The following is a 26,727-nucleotide window of genomic DNA, read 5'->3' as shown; positions in this document are numbered from 1 at the left end:
TCCTGACCTTCGTTGATCTAGCAAAAAAGTTCGGTTGGAACGTCAACGCACCGCCCACTTTGATGTCGTTGCTTGGCGCCGGTGCAGTTTTCGGGTTCCTCTATTGGGTTTTGAACAAGTGGGCGTGGAAGTGGCCGGGAGTCGGCTTGGCACTGAAGGTCCCCGACATCTCCGGCACATGGGACTGCACTGGCGAGACGCTCAACAGCGACGGTTCGGCCGAGTATGAATGGCAAGCCGAAGTCACAATCGTCCAGTCGTGGGACAAACTGCGCATCCGCCTCGCCACCAAGACCTCAGGGTCCAGCAGCATCTCCGCCGCACTTGCCCATGACAGTGTTGACGGATTCGTGCTGCTCTATCACTACAGAAACGACCCGAAGGCTGGCGCTCTTAACCTGGTGTCGCACACCGGATGCTCAGTCATGACCGTCGCGAAGGACCTGAAGTCTGCCACCGGTGATTATTTCAATGGCCGTGGCCGGATGACCTTCGGCACGATGAACTGGACGAAAAGGAATTGATGGCTTCCAATATCGACGCTCGCCTCTCACAACTACGGGCACGCCGCAAGGGCGAGCCCTCGGCTAACGCTTTCCTCAAGGCTGACTCGGCCTCAGGCGCGCACTTCGCCATGGATGCTGCGGAGATCGAGGCGTGGGAGAAGCGCGGCACCTCAAACCAGCGCTGGACTCGATACGCCATTGGTGCGATGCAGGCCGTTGGGAAGAAGTACACGGAGGTCAGTGAACGGACCGGTGAGCGGGTGGCCAGCCAGTTGCGCGAGCGGCTGACTTTAGCGGGCATCAATGCTGAATTCAAGTTGCAGGGTTCCGTGCCCTTGGATGTCCATATCAAGCGCGTCAGCGACGTCGACGTGCTGGCCATCATGAAGGATTTCTGCACGTATAGCACCGCTGGCATACAGGCTTTGCGGGGCGAATACACGAACCCTTCCCAGAGAACGTCGAGTGGCGTCCTGTGGGGTCTTCGGCAGCAGGTTGAGTTTAATCTCGATGACGCATTTCCAGCGGCCACGGTCGACAAGACCGGCGCTAAGGCGGTTAAGGTATCGGGCGGATCGCTGCAGCGATCCGTCGACGTAGTGCCCGCTCATTGGCATGACACAAAGGAATATCAGGCGAGTGGCCGACAGGCCGATCGAGCGGTGACGATCTACAACAAGAATTCTGGCGAAACGATCGACAACTTGCCGTTCCTTCACATCCAGCGCGTAGGCAGCCGATGCGACAGTATCGACGGTGGGCTGCGCAAGGCGATTCGCCTTTGCAAGAGCGTCAAGGCGGACTCCGACCGCGACATTCAACTCTCCAGCTATGACATAGCGGCGGTCATGTACCACGCGGACATGATTGCATTGCGCTTAGGCCAATACAGTGATCTTGCGATTCTCTCGGAGACACAGCGTCACCTCGACACCCTCTATCGCAACCCGATCGCCGCTGGCAAGCTGTGGGTTCCGGATGGAAGCCGCTTGATCTTCGACACAGCCAAGAAGCGCGACTGGCTGCTTTACCTTTCCGTTGAGATGGATGAGCTCCTGAAAAACGTCTACCAGGAGAACTTCTCCAGCCTGCTCTCGTTAGGCCTCTCGCACGACGTGCAGCGCAACCTGGTCAAGGCGTTGCAGGTATAGACACCTGAGCTGACGCAGCGAGCGGCAACGAGTGTCGGATAGCAGCTTTCGGGCTGGTCGGTAAGCGCCTCTACTATGTCACGATCCCGGCAGACGCCTTCGGCGAGATGCGGGCGCAGTTGTCCACGGCGGGGGTCAATCCTTCCGTGCTGTTTCCCGATCTAGGCGGAGTCGCGGACCTCGTGACGTGGAGCCATCATCACCAGAAGGGCGAGCTCGACACGAGAATCCAGTCACTGCTGTAGGCAGCGAAGGATCCAATATTCCTTTGCGCGCCACACGGTCGGCAGGCGCGATCGATCACGCAGCCCGAACAAGACGGCCGCTTGGTAACATTACGGTGGCAACCACTAACGCGCCCCTCCATGATTCAGCATCACCCGGACCGCCTCGCCAGCCTCGTCCGCGAGCTCACCCGACTTCCCGCCGAGACTGAATGGCTCGAGTTCAAGCGGAATAACGAACGCCCGGAAGCGATTGGCGAATATATTTCTGCCCTTTCGAACTCCGCGGCACTTTGCGACAAGCCCCACGGCTATCTAGTCTGGGGCATCGCTGATGGAAGCCACGAAATCGTCGGGACAACGTTCGAGCCGCGATCTGCCAAGGTCGGTAACGAAGAGCTCGAAAACTGGCTCCTGCGACTCACTCACCCGAAGATTCCGTTTCAATTTTTCGAAGTTGATATCGAGGGTCAGCACATCGTAGTGCTGGAAATCGGCCGCGCGTACCGGCATCCGGTCCAGTTTCAGAACAACGAGTACGTACGCGTGGGCTCCTACCGCAAAAAGCTCAAGGAGTTTCCCGAAAAGGAACGTGCGCTATGGCGCATCTTCGACGAGACGCCGTTCGAAGCACTGGTCGCTGCGGGTGACGTTTCCGAGGAGGACATCGTCACGCTTCTCGACTACCCTGCCTATTTTGATCTGGCTGAGATACCGCTTCCCGAGAACCGCTCGCAGATTGTGCAGCGCTTGACCACTGAAGGTCTAGTTGCGAAGAACGCAACCGGCAAATGGGATGTAACCAACCTCGGTGCGATTCTCTTCGCGAAGCGCCTCGATGACTTTCCTCACCTGCGCCGTAAAGCTGTGCGGGTCATCGCCTACGACGGTAACAGCCGGATCACAACGCTGCGCGAGCAGGTCGGTGGCAAGGGCTACGCCGCCGGATTCGAAGGGCTCATCGGGTTTGTGAACAACCTGCTGCCCTCGAACGAGGTCATCGGGAAGGCGCTTCGTCGAACCGTCCCGATGTATCCTGAATTGGCCGTTCGCGAGCTAGTCGCCAATGCACTGATCCATCAGGATTTCACCGTTGGCGGCGCCGGTCCGATGATCGAGATCTTTGCAGACCGTATGGAGATCTCAAATCCTGGCGTCCCGCTCGTCGATGTTGACCGCTTCCTTGACACGCCACCGCGCTCACGCAACGAGGCCTTGGCATCGCTGATGCGCCGCTTCGGCATTTGCGAAGAGCGGGGAAGTGGTGTGGACAAGGTTGTCTTTGAGACGGAGTTCTATCAATTGCCCGCTCCTGAGTTTGCCATTACGCTCGACAGCACGCGTGCCTCACTGTTCGCCCATCGACCTCTCGCGCAGATGGACAAAGCCGACCGGATTCGCGCCTGTTACCTGCATGCATGTCTTCGGTATGTTTCGAGGGACTACATGACGAACACGTCGCTGCGGGAGCGGTTCGGCATTGAGCCGCAAAACAGCGCAACGGCCTCCCGATACATCAAGGAAGCTGTTGAACAGGGCGTCATCCGGCCCTATGACGAACTCGCAGGCCGCAAATTTATGAAATATGTCCCCCATTGGGCATAAAGCGTCCACGAGCTGGCTTATTTGACGCGATATCGCAACAAGCGGCCGCCGCCGGCGGTTTAATCAAAATTTTCCACATAAAAACAACGACTTAGTCGTCCAAGCTTTATTTGATGGTCATTTGATAGCAGGACTTTCAGCCGATGCTCTTTGTGCCGGTTACGCAGTCAAAAGAGCCCGACCTGCCTGGTATCCCGCACAGGTGGCAGCGAAGCCCTCGCGCGCCGGGCGCCGCGGCAGCGTGCCAGACACCTCACGTGAGCGACGAGTTCGGCCTTCACCTCCCCGATCATCAGAACCAGCGTATACAGTCGCACGCCGTCGGGGCCGGGCTCCGGACGGGCGCGCAGCGACGCGCGCAGAGCCAGGCGCCGCGCCCGGTCCAGCAGCTGGGCGCGACTCATGCCGGGCCAACACGCGGCAACAAACGCCGCCACGGACGGCGGCAGGGATTCCGGCGCGCAGCCGGCGGGCAGCGCGAGAGCGACGAGTTCAAGGCGATCAGCCATGCGGGGCAACGTTATTGTGGTGCAGCTCGCGCCGGTCGGGCGCGCGGCGCATCCATCCTGGCGGAAACCGGGCCGCGCCGCAACGTGAGCGACCTTTTCCCGATTCTCTCCGCGCTGCGGAGAGAATCCCGCCGCGATGGCGCGCCCCCTTCCCTGCTCGTCTCCCGATCTCATCGACGACCGAAACAAGACGTTAGCGAACCTCATCAAGTCAGTCTGACACGTCGACTCTCAGACGTGCCGAATAAAGCTCGTCGAAGCTCGGTGCAAACCGGTTCTGTGCCTCGATTGGTCGCTACCTGGCTACGTACCAAAGTATCTACGTAGAAACAGCTCCGGGCATATACGAAGGGACTCGGCTCGCTTTCAATGCCCCAAAAGTTGACCCATTGATTTAAATAGGGCCACAATAGATATTGTGGCGCCGGACCGATTGGCATAGTGGACTGGACGCGACCAGAGGCGGTGATACAACTATTGCGGGCTACGGCAAACCTAGCGCTCATCGCATGTCGGCGTAGACCCGTTCAAACGACTCCATTCCTGTGGCTTCCCTGCGCCTTCGAGCGTCCTCACTTCGACTACGCGGATACGCTCTTCTTGACTATCGGCTACACACCACCGCTAACCGGTTTCTTCGCCTGGGCCAGCTGTCGAGGACATCGCTCTTCCCGAATCGACGGACATACTGGCCCATTCTTGCATCTCTGGGAAGATTTCCGCCCAGCTGTTTGTCAGCAACGGATCATGCGATCTCGCCTCGGTCGGGAATTCTGTAGTTGCAAGCGCGCTAAGCTGGAAATGCCTGTACTCTTTCGCGATCCCAGAGGCGCAAAACCTCCGGATCCCCAGATAGGCAATGTCTTGTGCTGCCATCTCGAACTCGTTAATCGACGTGACGAAGTACGGCATCGTCTCCACCAGCGTCTTCGGAAGACACTCTTTTTCCAGGCCGACCCGGACGTTTTCGTTGAGCTTATCGACGACCTGAGGGGTCAACAGATACCAGTCTTCGTATGTCACGACCATTGGATAGACCGCCAGTCCATTGGGAGTCCACTTCGAGAGGCCTTTCACAGCGTCGTCGATGTTCGCGTACAGCTGAACGACCGCCTCGGCCAATTCATCGAGCGATTTGTCCAATGACTCGCCAGCGGGAGTCTCCTTGGCGTCCTGCTTCATCCGGCGTGTCTTGCATTCGAGAAACAGATTACCGGTGCTATCGCTCACGATCCAATCGACTCCGTGCTTTTCTCCGTGCTTGCCCTTGTAAGGCTGCTCGCCGCTGATGGAAAACACGGCTACGTCAAAAACCTCCGCAATCACCCTCCCGACATACCGTTCGAACGCGCGGCCGTACTCATTGCCGTACTTGATCCTGTGCGTCGTAGCACCGTGCGCCAGATCGTAGAAGAGTCCTTCCGTAACTCGCCGGAGCAGAAGCTGGGGCAAAGGACACCAAAAACCAGGGCTCCTGTTGTCATCCAGATTGATGAACGGCGTGGCTTCCAGAGCGTTCCAGGTGAATTCCCACCCTTCGTCATCGCGTTGCAAGTTCTCAAGTCGATGGCGTATGGTCGTCAGCGTCGTGCCGGTCATGCGAAAAAATCGGTCGCGGGCCTCGTTCGAGACACCGAATGCCGTGTAATCCTGCGACGCATTGGTGCCGGCCCGCCGGGCGCCCGCCTCGGTCATCGCGATCGCCAGCAAGAACATGTCGCGGACCGAAATGCCCGTCGCCTGTCTGAAGACCGGTGCCAGCTCATGATCGCTGTAGATATGGTAGGCACGGAAAAGACGCGCCTCGTCGCGTGAATACTGCCAGCGCGCCTGCTGATGGGCCAAAGCATGCAAGGCATTGAGAGCGTCGTCGCCAGAGTTCACGGTGCGCTCCGAGATGCCCTCACTGATGCGCCGGATATGGTTAATCATCCTGATCATGCCGTTCGGCGTCGAAAGGGTGTTTTCGCTCCCGCATGCGTTAAGCAACACCTCGCGGCATAGCGTGTGAAGTTCCCATGTATAGAACTCAAGTACTGAGCCATTGATGCCGATTGGAAGGCTGATCTGCGCCGAGGGAGCAGCGAGCCGTTGATACCACCAGATGTTTGCCAATGCAGGCTGCAGAGCCATCCTTCGGAGTTCATTTCTAAACGGCTTGTAGAGGTCGTATATTTTCATCGTTGGACACCACCGGCACCACGATTGAATTAAGCATCGGAGTTCTGGTCGAGTTCTTCGCCGTATTGCAGGCGGCGGTGCGCAAGGTTGGCCTCGGCGATCCGCGTCTCGGCTGCGATCCGTTGCTCCAGGCGATGAATCTGGTCGGCGGCAAATTGCTGGACCAATGCGTGCGGGTCAGCCAGCCACGTCTGGAGCAACGTCATGCGCGTCTCATAGACGTCAACGAAACCGAACGCGCCGCGCACGACACCGGTGTTCTCCAGGACTGCCCGAGCCCGCAGCAACAGCGTATCGCCTGGCACCAGTACGGCGACGATCTTGCGGACGATATCGTAGATGCCCGGCGCCTCCGGATACGCCAGCAGCACCGCGAGCACAAACGCGAGATCGTCCTCATCCCCTGATTCGACCAGCTTCGTTAGCTGCTCCGCGAGTCCACCGGCGAGATCCGGAAACACAGCGGCAAGCAGTCTCCCACCGTCGTACGGGAAAAGTTCGGGCACCGCATCGAACCATGTGCGTACGCTGTCCAGCACGATTGCGGGATGCGCGGCGAGCGGCAACCTGAGCGCGTGTGCCGCAAACGGAATAGCATCGTAGTCGGGTGGTGACACGTCTGACCGGGCGTATTCCTGACGCGCACCAAGGAACGCCATCACGCGTTCGGGCCACCTTTCCGCAAGGGTGGCCACGAGGTTCTCAGCCGCCGAGTCGAGCCTTGGATGACCGACTAGCGAGGCCAGGACCGTGCCGGCCTGGCCGTCGTCAAGCGCGCGAACGATCGGCCTCTCGAACCACGTCACCCAGGGCTGGTGCAACCAGCTGAAGTCGCTACATGCTTCCAGATAACGCAGTGCCGGAAGGAAGACGTCCTCGACAAGCGTTTCGGGGTGGGCCTTGTACTGCATGTCGGCCGCAAGCAGCGCGTTGCGTACCGAGACGAGGTCCTCATGCTGGATTGCACTCGCCAGCGCTCGCCGGAGCAGGTCTGCATCAAACGGGGCTGCGAGCCGCAGGTACCATGTGATCTGCTTCAACTGCCTGCCAGCGCAGAGCCAGGCATCGATCCGGGCCACGGCCTCCGTCCGCTCGGCGCTCTGCATGAGTCCGGCAAGCATGCTCGGCAGGAACCTCTCGAGCAGCCCCTCAACCCGGTTAGCGTAGCCGAGGATGATTGACGGCTTGTCTCTCGCCAGTTGTTCGAGGAACCGGCAAAACTCGATAAAAGTCGCGGCATCATTGGACTCGGTCTGCGCGTACCGGTTGATCCTCTCGAACCAGATCTCGGCGGTCTGATCGTCGATGGACGCAATAAAACCGTCGATCTGCTGTTCACGGAACGCAGACGCCCCCTCATCCCGGAAGGCTTCGCCCTGCCAGGCACAGGCGAGGACCGAATCGTACCCGACCAGCGTTTTGTAGAACACGAAGTCTTCGCTCCTGTTGACGACATCGCGGAATGCAAGCGTGGCGTCGACGACGCGCGCACGCACAGCCGCAAGCGCGGCGTCATCGCGCATCCCATCGGGGAGGTGCGAATAGGTGCGGTAGCAGTGATGAACCCACACCTCGCTAACCCTGGTCAGTTCGAGCCCCAGCGTGGCGGCTAGCCCGGCAAGAAACGACACCACCGCACGAATGTCGTCCATTACCATGCACTGCAGCTCGTTGCTGTACATGCCACGCCACGGCAGCTGTGTGCCCGCCTGCATGGCGTGCAGGACGGCGCCGCGTTCCGCATCCGTTCGCGCCAGCTCGAACTGGCGCTTCAGCTGGTCCAGCGCCTTCGTCCGCACCGTACGTAGAAGCTCGGACGCGACCACCGCTCCATGCTGGAGCGTCACGGTGGACGAACTCGCTATGGTCCCCTCGACCTGCGTGCCGAGGATCTCCTGGAGCATCGTTATGAGCAGGGGCGCCAGGGTAACCTGCTGCTCCTCGCCCAGCATCACCATGCGCTCAAGCAGCATGGTCTGAACAACGGGGCCGTGTTGACGCCAGACCGCGAGGTCATGCCCGGCGAGTTTCTTGCCAAGCGCGATCAACCGCTTTTCCTCGTCACTGGATGCTGCCTGGCCGTAGAGTCGACACAACGCGTCGAACGTCGCGTCCACGGCAAGATAACGATGGCGCGCCAGAATCTCCACGACTGCCCGGAGGATATCGCCCGAGGTCTTGCCCTCCAGGATTCCGAAGGGTGTCTCGATCGACACGGGTCCGGTCTCGCGCGCACGATCCACCGCCACGAGCAGGCGTGCGACAACTTCCGGGTAGTAGCTCTCCGGATCGTCATAAAGTGGTAAGACGCGCTCAGCGAAAGTTTCGATCGCGTCGGCCCGCGCATTGTTGTCGGCCGCCTCGACAATTGCCTCGAGCGCATTTCCGTCGAACAATGCCTTGCCTTCGACCAGACGCTGGAAATCGCTGGCGATCTTCTGGAACTCGTAGCCGGCCGGAACAAGATACCGTCTGGCCACTTTCCGTAGCCGCGACCTGATATCGTCAAATGCCCTGCCTCCGAAACTGGCGAGTTCGGGCGCCTTGTAGATCGTATCGTGGGCCATCTCCGCCCACGCATGGTGAAGAATCGTCTGGATCTGGATTTCGCAGCGCATCCCGGCGAAGCCTGCATACTCCGGCAGGGTCAGACGTTCCCGTTTGAGCGCGACCACGTAGTGATTCGATGTATAGAGCTCTGCCGCGTCGTCGGCATCCCGCCGGGGGTGGTGGACCTTGACTTCAAGGATCTCAAAGTTCTCACCAACGAGGCCGGAGTGGATGAAGCGATTGACATCACTGTCCGTGTAAAAGATGACACGGCAGCCTGCAAGATCCTTGATTTGCCCTTCGAGCGCCTCCGTCCCCGCAAGCCCCCTCTTTTCCAGCTTTACACGCAGGGAAGCCGGCTCCTTTGCGCGCGACTTCACCTGCTGCAGTCGAAACGAGTTACCTTCGGCGTTGATGGCGGCCGTGAGTATTGCGGCGACGGTTGACGCGAACGCAGCGTAAGCGCCCCGACCATGCCGTTCATAGTCCTCGAGATTCATACACCTGCTCCGCACGTGGCACTGGACCCGGCCCCCCAGGTTGTCCTGCATGATACTTCGCCCCACCAGCAGGCATGCGACGGCGCCGAGCGATCATGAAGACGCAGATCGGCGGCTGCGACGCGCGGTCACCCACGCCGAGTTCACATCAAGTGGCCTTTGCGGCGACCGGGGGCCGAAGCCGTAGAACGCATCAAGAATGTCACCGTTACGACAGTAAATACATCACCACGCGCCGGGCGCCCGACCCGGTGCCGACCGGGTGGCGCTGAGACGCGGACGGGGCCAGCACGTCTGCCGATGCCCGCGAACTACTGGTGTCGACCCCACTCCAGCCGCTCACGAGAGACGGAAGCGGACAGTCTTTCGCCCGGGCGCTTGACCAGCTGGTCGATACGCTCACGGCTGATCTCTGCCAGAGTCCCTCGTGGCTGTCCACGTACCACTGCGAAACGAGTTCCTACGCGCATTCGAGGGCGTCCGAAAACTCGTCCCAGAAGTCGATCGTCGCGCGTCCATAGATTCGGAGATCGGCCATTGTGAGATACAAGTCCTCTCCGGACATCGGCCGATAAACGCTCGGCGTGTAGCGAAAAGGTATCGCCACGATTTCGGCCTTCGCATGATGCGGCTCGAATAACTCGGGTCGCCTCGCCTTGAGCTGATCGCCAGATCCGCCATCGGCATGCTTCACGGTGTTCGCCAATATCCGCAACTCGTCGATCGTCGTCCACGTTGGTAGGTGGCTGATGTCGAATCCGCTGTCCATCAGGCGCGTCTGCAAAACGTCCACCCGCAAGAACTTGTTTTTGCGTTCTTCTTTCGGATGCAAAACTTCCTTGCGATGGAAGGCCAGCAGCTGTTGCTCCCATGCGTGATACAGCATAGGTGCAAACGAATTGATGAGCGCCTGTCTGACGGAATCCATTCCGGAGTAATGCCCGTAGCCCGCCTCGAACGCGGCGTTGACCAAGTCATATCCGTCTATCCTGTCGGGATCGAATGGCATGGAAATCAGATCGTTGTACGTGTTCTCCTGGAGCGCCGTGGCTTCAGCTTCGATCCCGTCGAAGGTGGGCAGAAGGCGATGCTCGAGCACCTCCAGCATGCGTTCGAGATGCGGCTTGAACATTCTCTGGAAATAGCCACGCCAGAACGTTGCGTTGTGCAGCATATGGTCTCCCAAGACCTTTAATGATTGACATGGGGCGGTTCGATGCCGACCGATCCAGGGGATACTCGACCCTGAAGCGACCTTCCATTCACCAAGAGGCGGGAAATCAAGGCGCGGGTTCTTCAGGTGCGCCGGTTGTCGGGGTAGTGCACGCCATGGACCCACGGCTCCGCGATGTCCTCTGCTAGGTGAAACGTTGTCGCGACTGTTGTCGTGCTCACGCGTCCTCTAGTCGCTTGAACAACTCTTGATGCTCAGCGTAGATGCCGATCATTCGTGACCGATTGTCATCTCGCGTATATCGCTTTGTTCCGACGGCAGACCTACGAGTCGAACACCACGGCGCCTGTCGCCTCTGAACGAGCTTTATGCGGACGCGTTGTTTCATGGCGCGGATAAGGCGATAGCGGAAGCGCCCGCCTCGGCCACTGGCGCGGCGACCGACGGTCTTTGGGGGAGCGTCTGGGTCAGGAGGTCCAGTAGGTGTCGACGAGCCTTCGCCGCTTCAGCCGCCGCCTTCCCCCTCCAGTTTGCCGGGTGTTGAATCCGGTAGCACAGAAACTTTCCGTACAGCTCGAACTCCCAGAGCTGCATGTTGGAAATCCCGACGTCCTCCCAATCTTGGCGCCCAACGCAAACACTTCCGGCTCCCTTGGTCGGGAAGAATTCACGCCTGGTGGCCGCGGAAGCTGACCCGTGAGCGAAGATAACGACGTCTGGCTGGAAGTGATCGAACTGTACATCCAGCAGCTGCTTGGAAAGGCGCTTGATCTCGAGAAAGTGTTCCGAGCCGCTGGGGTCACCCCCACCAGCATCGATGCAAAACAGGTTGGAATAGATAAGTCCGCCCGGACCAAACCTATCTGCTAGAGCGCGCATGAAGTTGAAGAAGGTGGTGCCCCCGTCCCCATCTTTCTCAAGCCATTTGTCGAAGGATGCGCGATGCTTGGCGAGTGCCTTCGCCACGTACGCGTTGACCCCACCACCCTCGGGATCTACGTGCCAATGCTTTCCGCCGAGCTCCCTGCCAATCACCATGATGCGCCGCGCGCCCGGATCTTTGGGACCGTTCACGAGAAACGGCGTAGAAAGCCCTCGCGTCTTCGCTACAGCGGGATCCAGGAAGGATGGGCGTGTCGTCGCCAGAATTTCGGCGTAGCGCGCCTCAAGTGTTTTGTCCATAGCGTCGTCCAGTATCAGGGACTAGCTGATGTGCGCGTTCCCTTTGTTCTTGTGGTGACACCGCTGCGTAAGCACGCGCGGCATTTCCCCGTCTAACTCAAGCATCGCAAAGTTCGGCAAGCGCTGTCGCGATGCGAAGTGTCAAGCTTAATGCGGACCGAGGTGTAGTGACGCTTTTATTTCGCTCGCACCGGAAGGAAAAGTGTCACTGCGACGGCACTTTCCATACTACCGAGCCATCGACGGTGACACTCTCATTGCGCTCTACGTTTCTAGCGCCGGCGCCAGGCGCGAAAAAGCGTCCGCCGCCACCACTCTGCCCGGCCGTGCGAGGCTTCCCACACCCACCTGCCACGCCCGCACGCGCAATGCACGGCATGCAGAACAGCGCGCCGCCGTTGCGCAGCCTCGCGTGCTTCCCGTTCGATCTGCTCCGCGACCGCGCGCGCGGGCTTGCGCATCTTGCGACGCATCCACTTGTGGTTACGTCGGACCGGTTGCGGCGCAACCCGCCTCTTCGCCTCCCTGACCGGGACGAAGCAGAAAATCATCAGGCCGATCAGCAGCAGCAGGACGGCAGTGAGCACATTCGCGAGTACATTCAGCGGGCCGGGAGTGAGCCAGGCGTAATAGCTCCCGACAGCGACAATCGCCAGCGCGACTGCGGAGGCGCTAAGGAAGGCCTTGGAAATGAACAGCGCAACACATTTGCCCGTGGACACCACGTGGCGCGAGCGTCGCGCCGCACCGACGCCGCCACTCAGCATGTATGCCCCCCACTGCGGCACGACGACGATTGCCAGGATCCCGAGGAATACCGCGCAATCCTCCGGTACGGCAAGAAAATACTCAACACCCCAGACAATGGCGCGCGCGATCGCGTTTCGCGGGACGCCGTCGAATCCGAACATCCCCAGGTATGCTGCCGCGCCGAGCACGATGAGGCTCGCCGTTAGTACGAGGCAGTACAGATACCACATCGTGTAGATATTCTCCGGCTCGCTCTTAGCCTTCTCGTTGAGCGTATAAGCCATAAAGCTCACGAGGCTGACCGTGAGCAGGAACATCGCCAGATAGGGATGCGCGCGACCGAAGCGGCTGCCCGGCGTGCTTTTGGTCAGCGTGACCGAACGGCACCCACTGACCAGCTCGTACTGCCCGGGGCCATTTCTGAAAGGATGGAACACCAGCACCTGGCGGTTCATGGCGTCGGGCCCAAACGTGACGGTCGTGAAACCCCGGTCGGCATTCATGCGCCCCTGCTGCCCGGGTGGCACTGCATCGCCCGACATCGTCACGTGCGCGGCCGCCCCATCGAACACCACATCGACCGTGAGGCTGCCGGCGTCACCGGTGTAATGGCCGTCGAGTTGCGGCCAGAACATCAACCACACGACCAGCGCGACGAAGCCGATCAGGAGCGCCGCGCCGCCCGTGACCCTCGCGCGGTGCAACCACCTGGAACTGCCTGCCGGCACATCGGCTGGCGTCTTGTCGTTTGCGATGCTCATTGCGCCACCTCCATTGCTCGGGCACGGCCCGACTGAAAGGCTGAAAAGCCCGGCGCTGGGCAGATGCGGTGCGCGGCGGCGCGTTCAACGCGCAAGCCGGTGAGCCGATGAACGGGGCGGACCCGGGCGAAGCGGTCTACAGCTGACGGCATGATGTGGCTCCTTTTGTCAGAATTTTCTTTTATCGGCAAAAGTCGCGCTATTCGAAGAGCAATTCGAAAATAAAGTTGGTCCGCGCGTTCGAACACCCGGGCGGGCGGCGGCCCCGACGCGCATCCGACGCACAGACGCGGCAACGTGCATCGCGATGCGGTGCGCCGCGCCCTGCCTGATCCCGACACGCTCGAAAGACAAAAACCATGTTTGCGAACCTCATCAAGTCTGATAATTCTTATCGTCAGACCTGCCTTTGATACGCTAAAACCGGGATCGCTCCTGTTATGCGTAGTCATTACGCGCTTCTCGGCGCAAACATGGGGCTGGTTGCGTGGTTTCGTTGGCGCGGAGTGTTAGTTGCAAAATTGACCAATGCGTTTGGATGACCTGGAAACTCGATCTTCAGCGCCAACACACCTGCGAAGACCGTAGCGCCTCGCCCATCGCCTGTCATGGCGTCAGCCGGTCGCCACGGGCAATCCAATAAGACCAGAGCGCAATTTTTACAGTTTGCGAGCGTGGTCAAGTCTGATAACCCGGATCAGCCTCCGGTTCCATAGCCGAGAAGCTCCGCACCCATCACCTCGCACTGTCGTGGGTGCATGCCCCCGAAGAAAGGCGTCAACTGCTTCGCATAACTACATTGCTTTGGCGGACACGAGCGCCCGAATTCCGTGGCGCAACTGCATGCAACTGCTTCGGTGCAAAACTCCTGGTGCGCCTAGGAGCACGCGCCACCGGCCTGCAACGCGACGCCGAGCACGCTCGGTGGCGGTCGCGGCCGGGTTCTCCAAGGGGTATCCCCTTGGAGCACGGTATATGTAGACGGAAATGCGTCAGCATTTCCGTCTACATATACGTCGTGCCTCGATCTGCCGCCGAGCGCCGATCGATAGATCACTTATGGATCACGATGAATCGAATCTCAAGCATTTCTCGATAGCCTGCGGATCAGAAAAGATCGCAGCCCTAACAGATAGGATGCAGCTTTCGATCATTCGCGCCATACTGTGCCCGTTCCCCCTGACGTGAGCGCTCAAAATGGACGCCCTGATTGCCGTACAACGCGCGCAACGCCTCGACGCCCTCGCGGCTTCGTCCGATGGCCGGTCCAAGACCGCCCAGCTTCGCGACGTGTTCGAGAGCGTCGAACGTGCCATTCGCTCGGGCGTCCGGTACGCCGCGATCATCCAGGAACTCGCCGCAACCGGACTCGTCTTCACCTATCAGACCTTCGCTCTGACACTCAAAAGAATCCGGCGCGAACGGGGCATCGTGTCCCGCCTCGCGCGCGCGTCACAGGCGGAAACCGGCCCGGCAGTCAGCCGTGCTCCCGCAGATGTGCCAGGGCAGGCGGCTAACCCGGTAGCACCCGAACGCGGTTTGCCCGACAGTGACACTGGCGCGGCCCCGGCTGTGGCGGCTGCGCGCCCCGCCGTGCGTGAGCGTCGCCCGATTGCGCCTGTCGGTGAAAGGCTGCCCGACGACTGGCTCACCGCAGAACTGACGCGCGAGCAGAAACACCTGTTGACGCACGAACAGCGCGTAGCGCGTGCAGACGCCAAGGTCAAACAATACTGGCCCAACCCGTTCGACCCAGTGCCCCCCGAAAAAGACAAGCCGGCATAAGCGCCGGTAATTTGACCCTGCATTCGCGCGTGCAATGAAAAGCCGCCCGGACTTCCATCCGGACGGCTTCGTGTGGACTACTTGAATGCGCGCGACGCGCGCTCAGTACGGCTCGACTTCCTCCTCCCCAGGCGAGGCCTGCGCTTCGGAAACTTGGTCCGCTTCGGCGGCGGCGTCGCCGTTTTCGTCATCTCCCCCCTCGTCGTCCTCGTGGTAGCCGTACGTGACGCGCTCCGGAACCTCCCGGTTACGCAGCACTTCCGGCAGCCAGCCCGAGTCCGTCATGCGAAGCTCTGCCGCCTCCGCTGCGGCGTCTTTCTTCATGCCGCGCACTTCGCTTGCCGCCTGGGGCGATACGCTTTCGCCCAAAACGGCAGCAATCCGGTCTTTCGCCACGTGTTCGAAATACCCGGAGCGCGTCGGCTTCCAGTAGCGCGAAAGATCCACCGCAAGCGTGTTCGAGATCTCGTTCACCGCGTGCGGGCGGTCTGCGCTACTGATACCGTCCACCGTCGCCGCCACGCAGAACGCGAAGAGATTCGACAGCACGTCCTCGCCCTGTTCCAGCAGCCAGGGCAGCAGGTCTGCCGCGCGCCTGGGCAGCATGCGCGACCACTTCTCGCGCTCGCCTTCCAGTGCCTTCCAGGCCACGCTCTCGCCCATGTCGTCGGCATTCGATACCAGCGCCTCGCGCGTCGTGTGCACGTCGATCCTGACCGCGTAGTCCAAATACGCGCGCCCGTACACGTCATCGAAAACGACCGGAATCATGCGCTGCATCAGCACAGCAAGGGCTACGGTCGGTTGCTGCGCAAGCTCGATCTGGACGGCGGCGGTACGGTGCGCGGTCAATCGTTTGCACAGCTTCTCTCCGTGCAACGGGCGCTCCTTCGGTGCGCTCGCCGCACCTGCGCTCACCGCGTGCGTTGCGCCTGCCTGCGCAGTCGCTGCCGCCTCGCGTCGCACCAGTCCCCGCTCGATACAGACCCGGCCATCGTCATCGAGATAGACATATGCGCCTGCCTGCTTCATCTCTTCCGGGTCGAACGCCTCGAAGCGCTCCGCGTACTGGTCCACGGCAAACGTCGCCGCCGTGGCCTCAGCCTCCAGACGCTCGCCCCGTTCCTCGTCCGGCTCACCGTCCTCGTCGTAGTACGCGTTAAGCGCGGCCTGAGCGGCGTCGTTCGTTGCGGTGAGCGCGGCCAGTTCGGCTTTCTCGTCCTTCGTCGGCTTGCGGGTGGTCGAGCCAATCCGGCCACAACGCAGGATCTCCATCGCCGGGTATTGCGTCCGTGCCTCGATCCATTGCCAGCCTTCGCTTCCGACCGCCTGGGATAGCTCGATCAGCCGTTCCGTTGCGAGCCGGTGCAACAGTTCGGCATCTTCCAGGTATCCGGCGTTTGCGTCGTCGCTGAACAGGTCGCGCCTCACCCGTCCGCCTGCCGCCTCGTAGGCGTCCAGGCCAACAAACCGCGCAAGGGCGCTTTCGCGTGCATCGACTTCCGCGAGCGTGATGGCCTTACGCAACTCGTCCGGTCGACGCTGCCACTTATTGACGGCTTCGCCCCATACGCGTTCCTGCGTCGCGTGGTCATCAGCCAGGGCCAGCACCTTCGCCTGTTCGTAGTCGAGCCTGTCGTCACGCAGCAGGTCGAGCAGTGACGGCGAAAGGTTCGCGATTTTCAGCGCGCGGCGTACGGCGACATCGGGCACCGCGAACAGGGCCGCGATATGCGCCACGCTCCTGCCTTCCTCCGTCAGCAGCCGGAACGCCACGCACTCATCCGCCAGATGCATCGCCTCACGTTCGCGGTTTTCGATTAGCGACGCGGCGACGGCTTCGCCCTCGCTGACGATCAGGACAGGTACTTCGTAGTCTTTAGTAATCTGCCCCTTCTCAACCAGAAGGTCGAGCGCAGCCAGGCGACGCTGGCCCGCGCATACGCCAAGTTTCGGCAACTTCGCGCGGCCCTTCATTTCATGCACGACGAGGTTCTGCATCAAGCCTTTTTCGCGAATGGTTTCGGCCAGGGCTTCGATGCCGGTCGGCGCTTTCTTGCGCGCGTTCAACTGCGAGAGCGTGAGCCGCGAAAGGGCGACGTATTCGATCCGCTGCGCGGCGTTTTCGGTTGCTTCAATCTTTCCCATGAAAGATTCTCCGGGTTTCGGCCTCGGCGGGATGCCTGGCCATCCATCAATAATAGGACATAACAGCCGTAATAGCGATGAGATTAAATGAAAAATAGAAATTATTCATATTGAATTAAATTCGTGTATTTCTTGATATAAAGGACAAAACCGCCTATTATAGAAACGTGGCCAGGCATCCTGCTGAGGCCGAAAACGGAGGCAAACCGTGAGTACTACTGATTGCAAGATCACCTCATCTGTCATCCCCGATGAACTGAAACTGAATGTCCTGCCGCGCTATCTGGGCCGCCATTACATCGCTGGCGAATCACTTGTCTATGACTGGGCAGCACGCCTGTGCAGCAGCTACGACCACGGCGAGTGGCATTACTTCACGCTGTCAAATGGTGGTTTCTACATGGCTCCGGCCAACATGGGCCGCGTGCATGTGCGCTGGCATATGAACGGCTACAGCGACATGATGGGAGCGGATGCCTTCGGCATTACCGTCACCCTCTTCGCCCTCTGTCACCTCGCGGAAAAGACCCTTGATGACACGATCATCGAGCGTTACCACCAGTTGCGTGAGTTCGCCACGCAGCACGTGGAAGCGGCCAACATCCTGCGCGCCATCGACTAACTGACCGACCCCCGGCCCCGGGCCGGGTTAGCTCCTTCATTGGGGAATCAAATGAACAAGCTTGCAACCCGTTTTAGCGGAAATGCCATCGCACTGCGTTCGCAGCATCCTTTGACAAATGACCAGATTGCAGAAGTCGCGCCTTCCATTCTTGCCCACACCGCGCACGAAAGCCGCTCGGCGCGCTACAGCTACATTCCGACAGTCGATGTACTCGACGCCCTGCGCAAGGAGGGGTTTCAGCCTTTCATGGTCTGCCAGACCCGTGTGCGCAATGAGGACATGCGCGATTTCACCAAGCACATGATCCGCCTGCGCCACGCCGACCAGATCGGCGGTCGCGAAGCCAACGAGGTTATCCTGGTCAACTCGCACAATGGCGCATCGAGCTACCAGATGATCGCCGGAATGATTCGCTGGGCCTGCCAGAACGGCATCGTATGCGGCAACGTGACGAACGATATCCGCATCCCGCACAAGGGTGATGTGATTGGCGAGGTCATCGAAGGCGCATTCAAGGTGGTGAAAAGCTTTGATGAGACGGCAGAGCAACGCGAAGGGATGGCGGCAACGGTGCTCGATGAGGGCGAACAGGTCGCCTTCGCCCGCGCAGCGCTCGCGTTGCGCTACGACGAGGGCGCGCCTGTGCCGGTGACGGAACGGCAGATTCTCGCGCCGCGTCGTGTCGAGGACCAGGGCTCCGATATCTGGACCACCTTCAACCGTGTGCAGGAAAACATGATTCGCGGTGGGCTGCACGGTCGGAACGCGAAGGGCAAGGCGACCACGACCCGAGCCGTCGCGGGCATCGATCAAAACATCCGTCTGAATCGTGCCTTGTGGGTGCTGGCTGACGAACTGCGCCGCCTGCGCGGCTAACCGGACCGCCCCGGCCTCCCGGTCGGGGCGCACCCATAAAGGGGAATTCACATGGATCCGCTCAATACCCGTCCTACGTGGCTGTCCGCCCTGCTGCCGCTCCTGGCTGTCTGGCAGTACGGAGACCGTGGCATCGTTCGCGGCGAACTGTATCGCATGGCCCTGTCGGCTGACGCGGCGGCACAATCCGCCGATGCGCTCCGGCGCATTGCCAGCATGCTCGATCACAAAGGCGATCCGGTAGAGATACATCGCGAGGAGTTGCGCGCCATCGCCCGCGTCGCCCTGGCTGGTTTCGAGCGCGTGCCGCCCTGTGCACCTGTTGCCATGCTCATGGAGCACAACGGGAATCTGCATTAAACTTCGGCATCCTTATTAATATTCAACGCCCGCGTAGAAATCGCGCGGGCCCGTGAGGCAACCATGACTGCCGTCTTGACCATTGCTGAAATCGAGCAGGCAATCAACTACTGGTGCGCGCAGGAATCGCGTGGCCAGGGCGGGGGGCTGTGTGCGAAAGCGCGCCCCCTGGCTGACGTGTACGGCCTGATGATCTACGAGCGCGCCACGTCTGTAGCGGTGTCGCGGCTAACGCCCGAACAGGTCGACGCCGTCCGCTCGGCGCTTGGAAACCAGCAACCGCCACCGCGTTAGCCTAGCGATCTGTCGCGACGCTAACCGGACGGCCGCGCGCTGGCGCCCCTCCCCTTGCATGCCAGGAGGTTGGATAATCACGGGAGTGTCGCGCGCGCCGCGCGCCCGGATCGAGGCGCACGGGGCCCCCCATGTCCGCATCGTCGGACATGGGGAGAGCGCCGGCGCGCCGCGGCAGCGGCGGGACGATCCGGGTCAGCCCAGGCCGACCACCAGCGGGGTCGTCAAGCGCCCACAGGGCGCGTGTATCCCCCGCGGCGTAAGCCGTGGGGGCTGGATAATTACGGGAGTGTCGCGCGCGCCGCGCGCCCGGATCGAGGCGCACGGGGTCCCCATGGCCGCATCGTCGGACATGGGGAGAGCGCCGGCGCGCCGCGTCAGCGGCGGGACGATCCGGCATAGCCCAGGCAGACCACGGGCCGGGGCCGTCAAGCGACCGAAGGGAGCGTGTATCCCCCGCGGCGAAGCCGTGGGGGCTGATTCCATGGACCACAAATGACTACCAAAAATACTTACCTCACCATCCGCCGCGAATGCCTGCAACCCGGCATTTACTGGGCGAAGCCAACAGGTGCAGAAATTCAGGAGATTCTGCGGCAGTCTGGAATGACGGACCGTTCCGCGGCTGCATATCTTGGATTAAAGGACAAAACCGGGCGTCATATCCGACGCTGGACAAGCGCCGAGAATGACATTCCTTATTCTGCCTGGGCACTATTGTGTTACGCCGCTGGATACGGGCTCATCTGGGAAATCGATCCTTCGAAGATGCGGACGACGCACGGATCAAACGACATGGAAGACAGCGGCACACCGTCGGACTGAATGGTCTGCGACGACGCTCAAAAAGAGGACCACCTGTATTTCGTGGGCCATTTCGACCAGTAACGCGCGTACTCTCCGGTTACCCTGCCTGCTAATGCCCCTGATCGGTATGGCTCTGGCCGCTGTCATAGAGCTGCGGCAGCAACCCTACGCAGGCGCCCACCTGACGACGGTTGCAGCTCGAGCGCGAGGCGCGACGCGCCTACGTCGCCTATCCCCTTCAGGCGCGCAAGGGCATTGCTTCGCTGGCGCGCGAGAGCCGGCACGTTCGCCCGGCGTGTCTTCTCCAGCGTCGCGAGTTGCTGCTCGGCCAGCGCCAGTCGTTGGCACTCGCGCAGCAGCCGCTCCCGCAACTCGGGCGGGAGCGGCACCGTCGTGGCACCGCACCCATCACGCGCGAGCGGGCCGGCGAACTGTTTGTGATCGACCTCATCCCAGCGGCCGAGCGTGACCAGCAGTTTGCGCATGAGGTCGCGATGCTGCAGCACTTCCTTCTGCAGTTCCCCTCGATCGCACATCAGATGGCGCGACGCCTCGTCCTGCGGCAACGGTACGTGTGACCGTATCAAGCAATTCATCGACGAAATGTATTCCAAGGGCGTCAGGTCCAACCGACGCGTGCTGATCGAACCGGACAAGATCCTGAACATCGCGGTGGTAACGGCAAGCATCGGACGCTACGCCATCCGTCACTACCTGGACGGCCACGAAGTCGTCACAGCGTGGCTCACGAAGGAAGAACGCATGCGTTGGATCGCCCGCATGCGCGCCGAAGGATTCACCGGCCGACGGATGGCGACTTTCCTCGGCGTCTGTGCAGGAACCATCTACAACGATCAGCGGCACCTGCGGGAAGACAAGCCGAACTGGCTGATCAACCTCGCCTCTGTCCAACGCCTTACGTGCTACTCGAGCATTCGGGTTCAGCGTACGCGCTCCGCGGCTCGGCACGCCCACTGACCATCCCGCAAGCTCCCTCCTCCGGGAGGGGGCTTATGCCACGCCTACTTTTTTGGTCTCCGACGACCAGAAGCAGAGTTAACTTTTTACGGGGTTCCCAAACGGCAGAGCTTTGAACCAGTCGATCGGCGCCTGTCACCAAGACGGGACCAACCCAAGCGAAGACCCCGCGGTGCGACTGATCGTCCACCAACTTGGCCATCTCTGCGGAACGTGGGCGATTTTTCACGACCTAGACGTCCACGCAAACCTCATCGCTCGCTGCGAGGAGAGCAGTGCTGCACTGCAAACCCAACGCGCCGCCACCTGAGCGGGCAAGAAATTCCATTTGTCCAGGTGGGATTTCCTGATCCAAATTCGAGGATTTTCCGCCACACCCAGGCCCGGTGCGGCTTTCCCTGGGGTACGACCCAGGAAAGTTAACTTGCAAGGGCGTTGTTAACCCGCTACATTTCGCCTAAACGATTACGTCGCCGGATTTCGAAGAATCTGGCATTTTTCGATGACGGACGTGAAACGAGGTTACAGACATGGCAATTAAAGACCTCTCGCCCCCAAGAATCACGATTGGGGTGAACGAGCTCAACGCGATCGCCGACCGCGCCGAGGGTACGCTCGCTAAGCTCCGCGACGATCTGCTCGAACCGTGGCCGCGCAAGCAAGCGCCCACGGTGACGGGCGCTCGCCTCGCGAAGATCTGCAAGCTCGAGCGGGCACAGATCAATTATCTCTGTACTCGCGGCCACCGCGAAGGCCTTCCTGTTGGGACGATGCGCGGACGCAATCGTGAGTTCACGCTCGCTGAAGCCCAACAGTTCGTGCGACTGGCTGGCCCCTACGATCCGCGCCCCAACGGCGCTAAGGGCATTGTCATCTCTGTCGGGAACTTCAAAGGTGGCGTCGGAAAGACGACGAACGCCGTGGCGCTTGCCCAAGGGTTAACCCTGCACGGACATAAGGTGCTGCTGATCGACCTCGATCCGCAAGCATCGTCCACGACGCTCATGGGTTACGTCCCGACGCCGGAAGTCACCGAAGAGATGACGGTGATGCCGGTTGTCTACGGTGAAGCTTCCGATCTTATCGACGTCGCGATCCCGTCATATTGGGACGGTCTGGATATCATCCCGTCGTCGTCGGCGCTCTTCGGTGCTGACTACTATCTGCCGAACAAGCAGGCTTCGGAGCCGGACTACGAGTTCTGGAAGGTCCTCGACAGCGCTATGGACACGATCCGCGAGCGTTACGACGTGGTGGTGATTGACACGCCGCCGACGCTCTCGTATCTCGCGATCGGTTGTTTCATGGCGACCGACGGGATGGTGATCCCCCTGCCCCCGGAAACCCTCGACTACGCCTCGAGCACTCAGTTCTTCCGGCAGTTCGCTGAACTCTTCCGATCGCTCTCCGATGGGCGGTCGGTGGAGAAAACCTTCGCGTTCATCAAGGTCGTGCTCTCGAAAGTGAAGCCGGGCGTGTCGACCACCGATGTCGTGAAGTCTTGGATCCAGCAGACCTACGCTGAACTACTCGCACGCTCCGAAGTACTGGAGAGCGATCTGGTCAAGAACGCGACGGCCGAGTTCAAAACGATCTACGACCTCTCGAAGTACGACGGCTCGACCGCAACGTACAACCGGGCGCTCGAGTCGTTCGATGGCGTGATCGATGAGTTGGAGGCTGAACTGCAGCACGCCTGGCGTCTGCAGATTGAGGCTCAAGGTAGAGAGGTGGCAGATGTCGAGCAAACTTAAAGACCGGTTGATGGCACGGACTGCGAATCTCGCCGACAAGGTTGCAGAGGGCGCAACAGAACGCACGCCAATCGCTGAGCAGCGTCCGATGACGATGCCTGGTCAGCTTGGCGCTTTCCGTCTTGAGGCGCAGCGCTACCAAAGGAAGATCGAGGAGCTGACCGCCGAGCTGGAAGCGGCGCGCAATACCGGCGGTGCAGTGGAACTCCCGGTGGACAAGCTCCACGAGGTTCCGGGTCGCCGACGGTTCAAGCCGCGCGAGAAGTACGTCGAGTTGCTTGAGAACGTTCGCCACAATGGACTCATCGAGCCGGTCGTTGTCCTCACGCGCCCCGATGGCGAGTGGGATATCTGGTCAGGCCATCATCGCGTGGACACGCACAGGGACCTCTCCCTACCAACGATTCGCTGCGTGTTGGGCACCGCCAAGGATGAAGTCGAAGCAACCGACGGCGCGTTCTTCGCAAACTTGATGCAGTCGGATCTGACCGACTACGAGAAATTCATCGGTCTCAAGCGCTTCCACGAAGGCCATCCCGAGTTCACGCAATCCGATGTTGCGGAGCGCTCTGGTCTTTCGAAGCAAGCCGTCAGCGATCTTTTCGCGTTCGGCCGTCTCCCTAGTGAGGTCTTGGATATCGTCGACGCCAACAAGACGATCCTCGGCGCCGGAGTTGCAGCTGACTTGGCCAGCCTCGCGGAGGCAGGAAAAGCAGCACGGGTGATTGAGGCAGTTCAGCAACTGGCCGATAAGAAGCTCGATCAGAAGCAGGCCCTGAAGTTCGCACGCACCGTCGAAGCGCCGGCGAAGCCGGCAGCGGCCGCCGAGAAGTTCAAGGTCAAAGCTGGAAAGGCGACTTGGTGCGACGTGCGCCGCGTGGGCAACGTAATGCGGATCGAGTTCAAGTCGGAAGAGCAGGCGAGTGCGGCGCAAGAGGCGATTCGCTTGCATCTGGAGCGGATGGCACAAGAAAGCAGCCACCATCTCGAATGACTAAGTGTTTGATTTTTAAGGAGTCGGTAAAACCGACTAACCTCAGGAGCATTGACGTGAGCTAACCACGGCACAAAAAACAAAAGCCCTCGGCTGGAACCGAAGGCTTTTGACCAGCAGCTTGAGGACTGGGTCCGAAGCTACCTACCCGATATCTGGCGCCAACCAGTCATCGAGTTCTGTACATAACCGGGCAGGCTTTGTACAGCACCGAGTGTAGCCGATCCCCCTAGTCAGTCAAGCGTTTTCGAATCCATTCTTGGAAATGGACTGGCTATGGCTATCGCGCGCGTACTCGGTACCGCTGGCGAGGGACAAACACACCCTTCGCAAACAGATCTCTTCACTGACAACGTCAACCTCCCTTGGGTCATCCTCCGGGCGACGCATCGGGCTGCTCGGCTCGACGGTGTGCCGGCACGCGCACGCGCGGTTCTCGCCGCCCTCGCCCGTACCGTTGACGCCGCTAAACCCTTCGGTGAGATCTTTGCTCGTCGCACGCTATTGACCGAACGCGCGATGCAATCGGAACGCACGTTTTACCGCAGCCTTACGGACCTGGAGACCGCTGGACTGATCGACCGTCGCCCGCAGCGCCGTTACGTCGAAGCGGGTCTGTTCGGTCGTGCGTATCTGCATCTGACGGAGAAAGCTGCGGTGTTGCTCGGGCTTGCGGAAGGCCCTGACGCGGAGACTGACACGCAGCCTAACGAAGCAGCCGCCGAATCCGCCAAAGAATTTACGCAGCCGTATGACTGCGTGGCAGACGGTGCTAATACTAAGGATCTTATCCCTACAGCTTTTCAAAAGAGACAACCGGCGGAGTTTTCCACAAACAAACCCGGACAACCGCCGGAAGACCTGCAGCGTCTGCGGACGCTCGGCTTCACGGACTTCCTGATCTTTAAGCTGATGCGCCAAGCCCGCGAAGCGGGAAAACTGCTCTCCCACGTCGTCGAGCTCTGCTGGGAACCTCTGCGCAAGGCGATATACCCGATCAGCTATCTGCGAGCGCTGCTCACAAGCCCGACGGACTTCAGCCACCAACTGCGTGCTCGTCACGCCGAACAAGCTGCTGCAAGCGACGCCGTGCAGGCGAAGCAGCGCGCAGCACGCGATCTCGCACAGCTCGATGGTCAGGCCTTCGAGGATGCTGCCGGCATGCAGCGCTACGTCGTGAGCGAGGGTGGGGCGTGTTTGACGGTCTACCGCTCGGGCGAGGACGTTGCTCGACGCGTCGGCGGCGAATGGGCCGTGGAGTTTGTGAATTTGATTAAACGGGGCCAGATCAATAAAATCAGCGCTGCCGCTCCGGCTCCGCGCGCGGCTGCATCCGCAACAATCGCCCAAGCGCCGCGGCAGCTCACGAGCGACGCGGCGACACATCTCGCCGCTCTCAAAGCGCTCTGTGGCTCCCGCGTGAAACATGCCTGACGATTTTTACGCATCGTTCTAACCCTTGCCAGATAAGCGTTTCAGCGTATTTCATGGCCATTGTTTCACGGGGCACTGTGTCGTTTCGGACGTCACGACCCTACGAGCCCCACGCGGGAATGTGAGGGAGGTAGCGAACAGCTGCCGAAGTACGCTTCTGTAGTACGCATCACGTATTTCGTAATAAACGAGACCAATACATGATCAAAATCGACGAGAGCACGGAGGGTCTGTGGCCAAAGACCGGACTTTGATCCTCGAGGAAGTCCGCATACTGTTCGATCGAGCCTTGCGCAGTGACTATCGAGCCGTGGCCGATTTGGTTTCGTGGGCACCGACTCTCTTACCGACGACCGATTTCAAGCGCGCTACGGATCTAATTGCAGAGGCCTTCGGCACGCGACCAAGCCGAAACAACGTCGTGCGACTCGCAATCAATCAGAGCCCGCGTCGCTGGCACCAACCCACGACCTAACAACCGTGGTTCTCAGCAGAGGACACCACGGCGCGAGAGTGCGAAGTCCCGACAGTGTTGCGCACTTGATAACGCGGTCTATTTCTGAGTTTCGGTGAGTTACTCCGCGCACGCATCAGCGAGCCAGCCAACCTCTCTTCGCAGAGTTGGCCATCGTTTTGCCGACGCGCGAGGACGGCTCAGCTGAGGACGGTCGTAGGTCGCGTCGAGATGACTGTCCGAAGCGATCATGATCAGACTCAGAAAACCCGCATAGAGCGAAAACGCGGGAAGCTTGCCGAGCTGGAGGCCTTCGACCATCTCATAGCTCGGCAACAAACGGGTACTGATGCCCCACGACGACTTGTAGAGCTTGTCCAGCGAGGTCACGAGATAGCGCCCCGCGCCATGACGCGTCGTGTACTGGTCGGCGAGGAACTAGTAGCTGTTTTCGTCGTAGATGTCACTGCCCAGCTCCGAGCGGCTCTCGCGCACAACGTTCGACAAGAGGACGGTTTCGATGACCCGTTTGTCAGTGATGTTCTCCAGCTCCTTCGCATCGAAGTCCTTGAGTTTGAGTGCTTCACGGGCCGCGAGCAGGATCACCGTACGATCCTTCTGTGTGTCAGTGGTGTCCAGTGCCCGCGCAATGCCAGTCAGCACCTGGTTGGTCGCAGCGGTGTGGGAGATGAACTCAAAATAGACAAACACGCGACCGATCTCGCGCAGTGTGACTGGCGCGAGCTCTTCAGCGGAGAATCCGCGGTCCACCAACAGATCGACCGGCATGTAGATCGTCGGTTCGATCTCAGCGAATGCGCCCGACACCATACCTGTCGCGATATTCACGGGACCCGCACCACGGGAGCCGGCGCCCTTGATGATCTTCAGGTCATCCTTCGACATGGTCCACTGGTGCCGCATTGCGTTGAGCATGGGTGGTTGCGATCGACCTTGGGGAAGCTGACCGACGGACCCGCGAAGCTAAGATCAAACGAGATCTTCAGTTTCGTGTGGGTCTCGACGATCTTCGAGAGCATCTGTTGCGGAGACTCTGGATCGGTCCCGTCCGCCGTCTCGATCGTTTTGTACCCCATCTTGTGATGGTCGCGTACGCCCCGGTCA

General features: G+C 60.4%; 23 protein-coding genes. 13 read left to right on the top strand and 10 right to left on the bottom strand.

Going from position 1 to position 26,727, the window contains the following annotated elements; genetic code table 11:
• The 3 genes from U5A58_RS36670 to U5A58_RS36660 form a co-directional block, all read left to right on the top strand.
• Positions 1–524, top strand: a 524-nt coding sequence (locus U5A58_RS36670; RefSeq protein ID WP_321965006.1) for a hypothetical protein, incomplete at its 5' end; no start/stop codon positions are given.
• Positions 524–1,657 carry a hypothetical protein gene (locus tag U5A58_RS36665; protein ID WP_321916985.1) on the top strand — a complete coding sequence of 378 codons (1,134 nt, stop codon included), beginning with the start codon at positions 524–526 and terminating at the stop codon, positions 1,655–1,657. The genes U5A58_RS36670 and U5A58_RS36665, both read left to right, overlap by 1 nt.
• 365 nt (positions 1,658–2,022) lie before the next feature.
• Positions 2,023–3,486 (top strand): ATP-binding protein, encoded by a 1,464-nt coding sequence (locus tag U5A58_RS36660; RefSeq protein ID WP_321916983.1) that lies wholly within the window; start codon positions 2,023–2,025, stop codon positions 3,484–3,486.
• 167 nt (positions 3,487–3,653) lie between these two features.
• Here the strand turns inward: U5A58_RS36660 and U5A58_RS36655 are convergent, their stop codons facing one another.
• The 6 genes from U5A58_RS36655 to U5A58_RS36630 form a co-directional block, all read right to left on the bottom strand.
• Positions 3,654–3,995, bottom strand: a complete 342-nt coding sequence (locus U5A58_RS36655) for a hypothetical protein (protein WP_321916981.1) — start codon at positions 3,993–3,995, stop codon at positions 3,654–3,656.
• A gap of 624 nt (positions 3,996–4,619) precedes the next feature.
• Positions 4,620–6,176: a hypothetical protein gene (locus tag U5A58_RS36650; RefSeq protein WP_321916979.1), complete on the bottom strand. Its 1,557-nt coding sequence runs from the start codon at positions 6,174–6,176 to the stop codon at positions 4,620–4,622.
• Positions 6,177–6,205: 29 nt separating this feature from the next.
• Positions 6,206–9,226 carry a RelA/SpoT domain-containing protein gene (locus tag U5A58_RS36645; RefSeq protein WP_321965005.1) on the bottom strand — a complete coding sequence of 1,007 codons (3,021 nt, stop codon included), beginning with the start codon at positions 9,224–9,226 and terminating at the stop codon, positions 6,206–6,208.
• Between the two features lie 460 nt (positions 9,227–9,686).
• Positions 9,687–10,400 carry a hypothetical protein gene (locus U5A58_RS36640; RefSeq protein WP_321916975.1) on the bottom strand — a complete coding sequence of 238 codons (714 nt, stop codon included), beginning with the start codon at positions 10,398–10,400 and terminating at the stop codon, positions 9,687–9,689.
• A gap of 384 nt (positions 10,401–10,784) precedes the next feature.
• Positions 10,785–11,582 carry a hypothetical protein gene (locus U5A58_RS36635; protein WP_321965004.1) on the bottom strand — a complete coding sequence of 266 codons (798 nt, stop codon included), beginning with the start codon at positions 11,580–11,582 and terminating at the stop codon, positions 10,785–10,787.
• Between the two features lie 272 nt (positions 11,583–11,854).
• Complete coding sequence (locus tag U5A58_RS36630; RefSeq protein WP_321916972.1) at positions 11,855–13,093, bottom strand: hypothetical protein; 1,239 nt, start codon at positions 13,091–13,093, stop codon at positions 11,855–11,857.
• A 1,197-nt stretch (positions 13,094–14,290) separates the two neighbouring features.
• Here U5A58_RS36630 and U5A58_RS36625 point away from each other — a divergent pair.
• Complete coding sequence (locus tag U5A58_RS36625) at positions 14,291–14,878, top strand: hypothetical protein (protein ID WP_321916971.1); 588 nt, start codon at positions 14,291–14,293, stop codon at positions 14,876–14,878.
• A 102-nt stretch (positions 14,879–14,980) separates the two neighbouring features.
• Here U5A58_RS36625 and U5A58_RS36620 read toward each other — a convergent pair whose 3' ends face one another.
• Entirely contained in the window at positions 14,981–17,026 is a 2,046-nt protein-coding gene (locus tag U5A58_RS36620) for a ParB/RepB/Spo0J family partition protein (protein WP_321916970.1), read from the bottom strand.
• Positions 17,027–17,234: 208 nt separating this feature from the next.
• Here U5A58_RS36620 and U5A58_RS36615 point away from each other — a divergent pair, with 208 nt between their 5' ends.
• The 5 genes from U5A58_RS36615 to U5A58_RS36595 all read left to right on the top strand — a co-directional run bounded on the left by U5A58_RS36615 (position 17,235) and on the right by U5A58_RS36595 (position 20,006).
• A complete protein-coding gene (locus U5A58_RS36615; RefSeq protein WP_321965003.1) occupies positions 17,235–17,648 on the top strand; it encodes an antirestriction protein in 414 nt (137 codons plus the stop codon).
• Between the two features lie 51 nt (positions 17,649–17,699).
• The gene (locus tag U5A58_RS36610; protein WP_321916967.1) at positions 17,700–18,527 is read left to right on the top strand and encodes a DUF932 domain-containing protein; all 828 of its coding nucleotides are present in this window, start codon (positions 17,700–17,702) and stop codon (positions 18,525–18,527) included.
• A gap of 51 nt (positions 18,528–18,578) precedes the next feature.
• Positions 18,579–18,887: a hypothetical protein gene (locus U5A58_RS36605; RefSeq protein WP_321965002.1), complete on the top strand. Its 309-nt coding sequence runs from the start codon at positions 18,579–18,581 to the stop codon at positions 18,885–18,887.
• Between the two features lie 63 nt (positions 18,888–18,950).
• Positions 18,951–19,181 (top strand): DUF3717 domain-containing protein, encoded by a 231-nt coding sequence (locus tag U5A58_RS36600; RefSeq protein ID WP_321916964.1) that lies wholly within the window; start codon positions 18,951–18,953, stop codon positions 19,179–19,181.
• Between the two features lie 495 nt (positions 19,182–19,676).
• Positions 19,677–20,006, top strand: a complete 330-nt coding sequence (locus tag U5A58_RS36595) for an XRE family transcriptional regulator (RefSeq protein ID WP_266232672.1) — start codon at positions 19,677–19,679, stop codon at positions 20,004–20,006.
• A gap of 125 nt (positions 20,007–20,131) precedes the next feature.
• Here the strand turns inward: U5A58_RS36595 and U5A58_RS36590 are convergent, their stop codons facing one another.
• On the bottom strand, positions 20,132–20,602 hold the full coding sequence (locus U5A58_RS36590; protein WP_415774345.1) for a hypothetical protein: 471 nt from the start codon (positions 20,600–20,602) through the stop codon (positions 20,132–20,134).
• A 22-nt stretch (positions 20,603–20,624) separates the two neighbouring features.
• Here U5A58_RS36590 and U5A58_RS36585 point away from each other — a divergent pair, with 22 nt between their 5' ends.
• The 4 genes from U5A58_RS36585 (at position 20,625) to U5A58_RS36570 (ending at position 25,148) form a co-directional block, all read left to right on the top strand.
• A complete protein-coding gene (locus U5A58_RS36585) occupies positions 20,625–20,966 on the top strand; it encodes a hypothetical protein (RefSeq protein WP_321916960.1) in 342 nt (113 codons plus the stop codon).
• 530 nt (positions 20,967–21,496) lie between these two features.
• Positions 21,497–22,720: a ParA family protein gene (locus tag U5A58_RS36580; protein ID WP_321916958.1), complete on the top strand. Its 1,224-nt coding sequence runs from the start codon at positions 21,497–21,499 to the stop codon at positions 22,718–22,720.
• A complete protein-coding gene (locus tag U5A58_RS36575; RefSeq protein ID WP_321916956.1) occupies positions 22,704–23,714 on the top strand; it encodes a ParB/RepB/Spo0J family partition protein in 1,011 nt (336 codons plus the stop codon). Before U5A58_RS36580 ends, U5A58_RS36575 begins: the two co-directional genes overlap by 17 nt.
• A 276-nt stretch (positions 23,715–23,990) precedes the next feature.
• Entirely contained in the window at positions 23,991–25,148 is a 1,158-nt protein-coding gene (locus U5A58_RS36570) for a hypothetical protein (protein WP_321965001.1), read from the top strand.
• A gap of 574 nt (positions 25,149–25,722) precedes the next feature.
• On the opposite strand, the gene U5A58_RS36565 is transcribed toward U5A58_RS36570, so the two are convergent.
• Together U5A58_RS36565 and U5A58_RS36560 are read right to left on the bottom strand one after the other, a co-directional pair.
• Entirely contained in the window at positions 25,723–25,992 is a 270-nt protein-coding gene (locus U5A58_RS36565) for a hypothetical protein (RefSeq protein ID WP_321916952.1), read from the bottom strand.
• 48 nt (positions 25,993–26,040) lie between these two features.
• The gene (locus U5A58_RS36560; protein WP_321916951.1) at positions 26,041–26,508 is read right to left on the bottom strand and encodes a hypothetical protein; all 468 of its coding nucleotides are present in this window, start codon (positions 26,506–26,508) and stop codon (positions 26,041–26,043) included.
• Between the last annotated feature and the right edge of the window lie 219 nt (positions 26,509–26,727).

Origin of the sequence: Paraburkholderia sp. J7 (assembly GCF_905220155.1) — a bacterium.
In the GTDB taxonomy this organism is placed as follows: domain Bacteria; phylum Pseudomonadota; class Gammaproteobacteria; order Burkholderiales; family Burkholderiaceae; genus Paraburkholderia.
This window is presented reverse-complemented; position numbering and strand designations above follow the sequence as displayed.

Bases quoted from the DNA above. Each gene is read 5' to 3' on its own strand.
- U5A58_RS36625 (WP_321916971.1), top strand. From the start codon at position 14,291: ATGGACGCCCTGATTGCCGTACAACGCGCGCAACGCCTCGACGCCCTC.
- U5A58_RS36640 (WP_321916975.1), bottom strand. From the start codon at position 10,400: ATGCTGCACAACGCAACGTTCTGGCGTGGCTATTTCCAGAGAATGTTC.
- U5A58_RS36595 (WP_266232672.1), top strand. From the start codon at position 19,677: ATGACTACCAAAAATACTTACCTCACCATCCGCCGCGAATGCCTGCAA.
- U5A58_RS36665 (WP_321916985.1), top strand. From the start codon at position 524: ATGGCTTCCAATATCGACGCTCGCCTCTCACAACTACGGGCACGCCGC.
- U5A58_RS36620 (WP_321916970.1), bottom strand. From the start codon at position 17,026: ATGGGAAAGATTGAAGCAACCGAAAACGCCGCGCAGCGGATCGAATAC.
- U5A58_RS36650 (WP_321916979.1), bottom strand. From the start codon at position 6,176: ATGAAAATATACGACCTCTACAAGCCGTTTAGAAATGAACTCCGAAGG.
- U5A58_RS36575 (WP_321916956.1), top strand. From the start codon at position 22,704: ATGTCGAGCAAACTTAAAGACCGGTTGATGGCACGGACTGCGAATCTC.
- U5A58_RS36600 (WP_321916964.1), top strand. From the start codon at position 18,951: ATGACTGCCGTCTTGACCATTGCTGAAATCGAGCAGGCAATCAACTAC.
- U5A58_RS36655 (WP_321916981.1), bottom strand. From the start codon at position 3,995: ATGGCTGATCGCCTTGAACTCGTCGCTCTCGCGCTGCCCGCCGGCTGC.
- U5A58_RS36645 (WP_321965005.1), bottom strand. From the start codon at position 9,226: ATGAATCTCGAGGACTATGAACGGCATGGTCGGGGCGCTTACGCTGCG.
- U5A58_RS36605 (WP_321965002.1), top strand. From the start codon at position 18,579: ATGGATCCGCTCAATACCCGTCCTACGTGGCTGTCCGCCCTGCTGCCG.
- U5A58_RS36630 (WP_321916972.1), bottom strand. From the start codon at position 13,093: ATGAGCATCGCAAACGACAAGACGCCAGCCGATGTGCCGGCAGGCAGT.
- U5A58_RS36560 (WP_321916951.1), bottom strand. From the start codon at position 26,508: ATGTCGAAGGATGACCTGAAGATCATCAAGGGCGCCGGCTCCCGTGGT.
- U5A58_RS36635 (WP_321965004.1), bottom strand. From the start codon at position 11,582: ATGGACAAAACACTTGAGGCGCGCTACGCCGAAATTCTGGCGACGACA.
- U5A58_RS36610 (WP_321916967.1), top strand. From the start codon at position 17,700: ATGAACAAGCTTGCAACCCGTTTTAGCGGAAATGCCATCGCACTGCGT.
- U5A58_RS36580 (WP_321916958.1), top strand. From the start codon at position 21,497: ATGGCAATTAAAGACCTCTCGCCCCCAAGAATCACGATTGGGGTGAAC.
- U5A58_RS36570 (WP_321965001.1), top strand. From the start codon at position 23,991: ATGGCTATCGCGCGCGTACTCGGTACCGCTGGCGAGGGACAAACACAC.
- U5A58_RS36660 (WP_321916983.1), top strand. From the start codon at position 2,023: ATGATTCAGCATCACCCGGACCGCCTCGCCAGCCTCGTCCGCGAGCTC.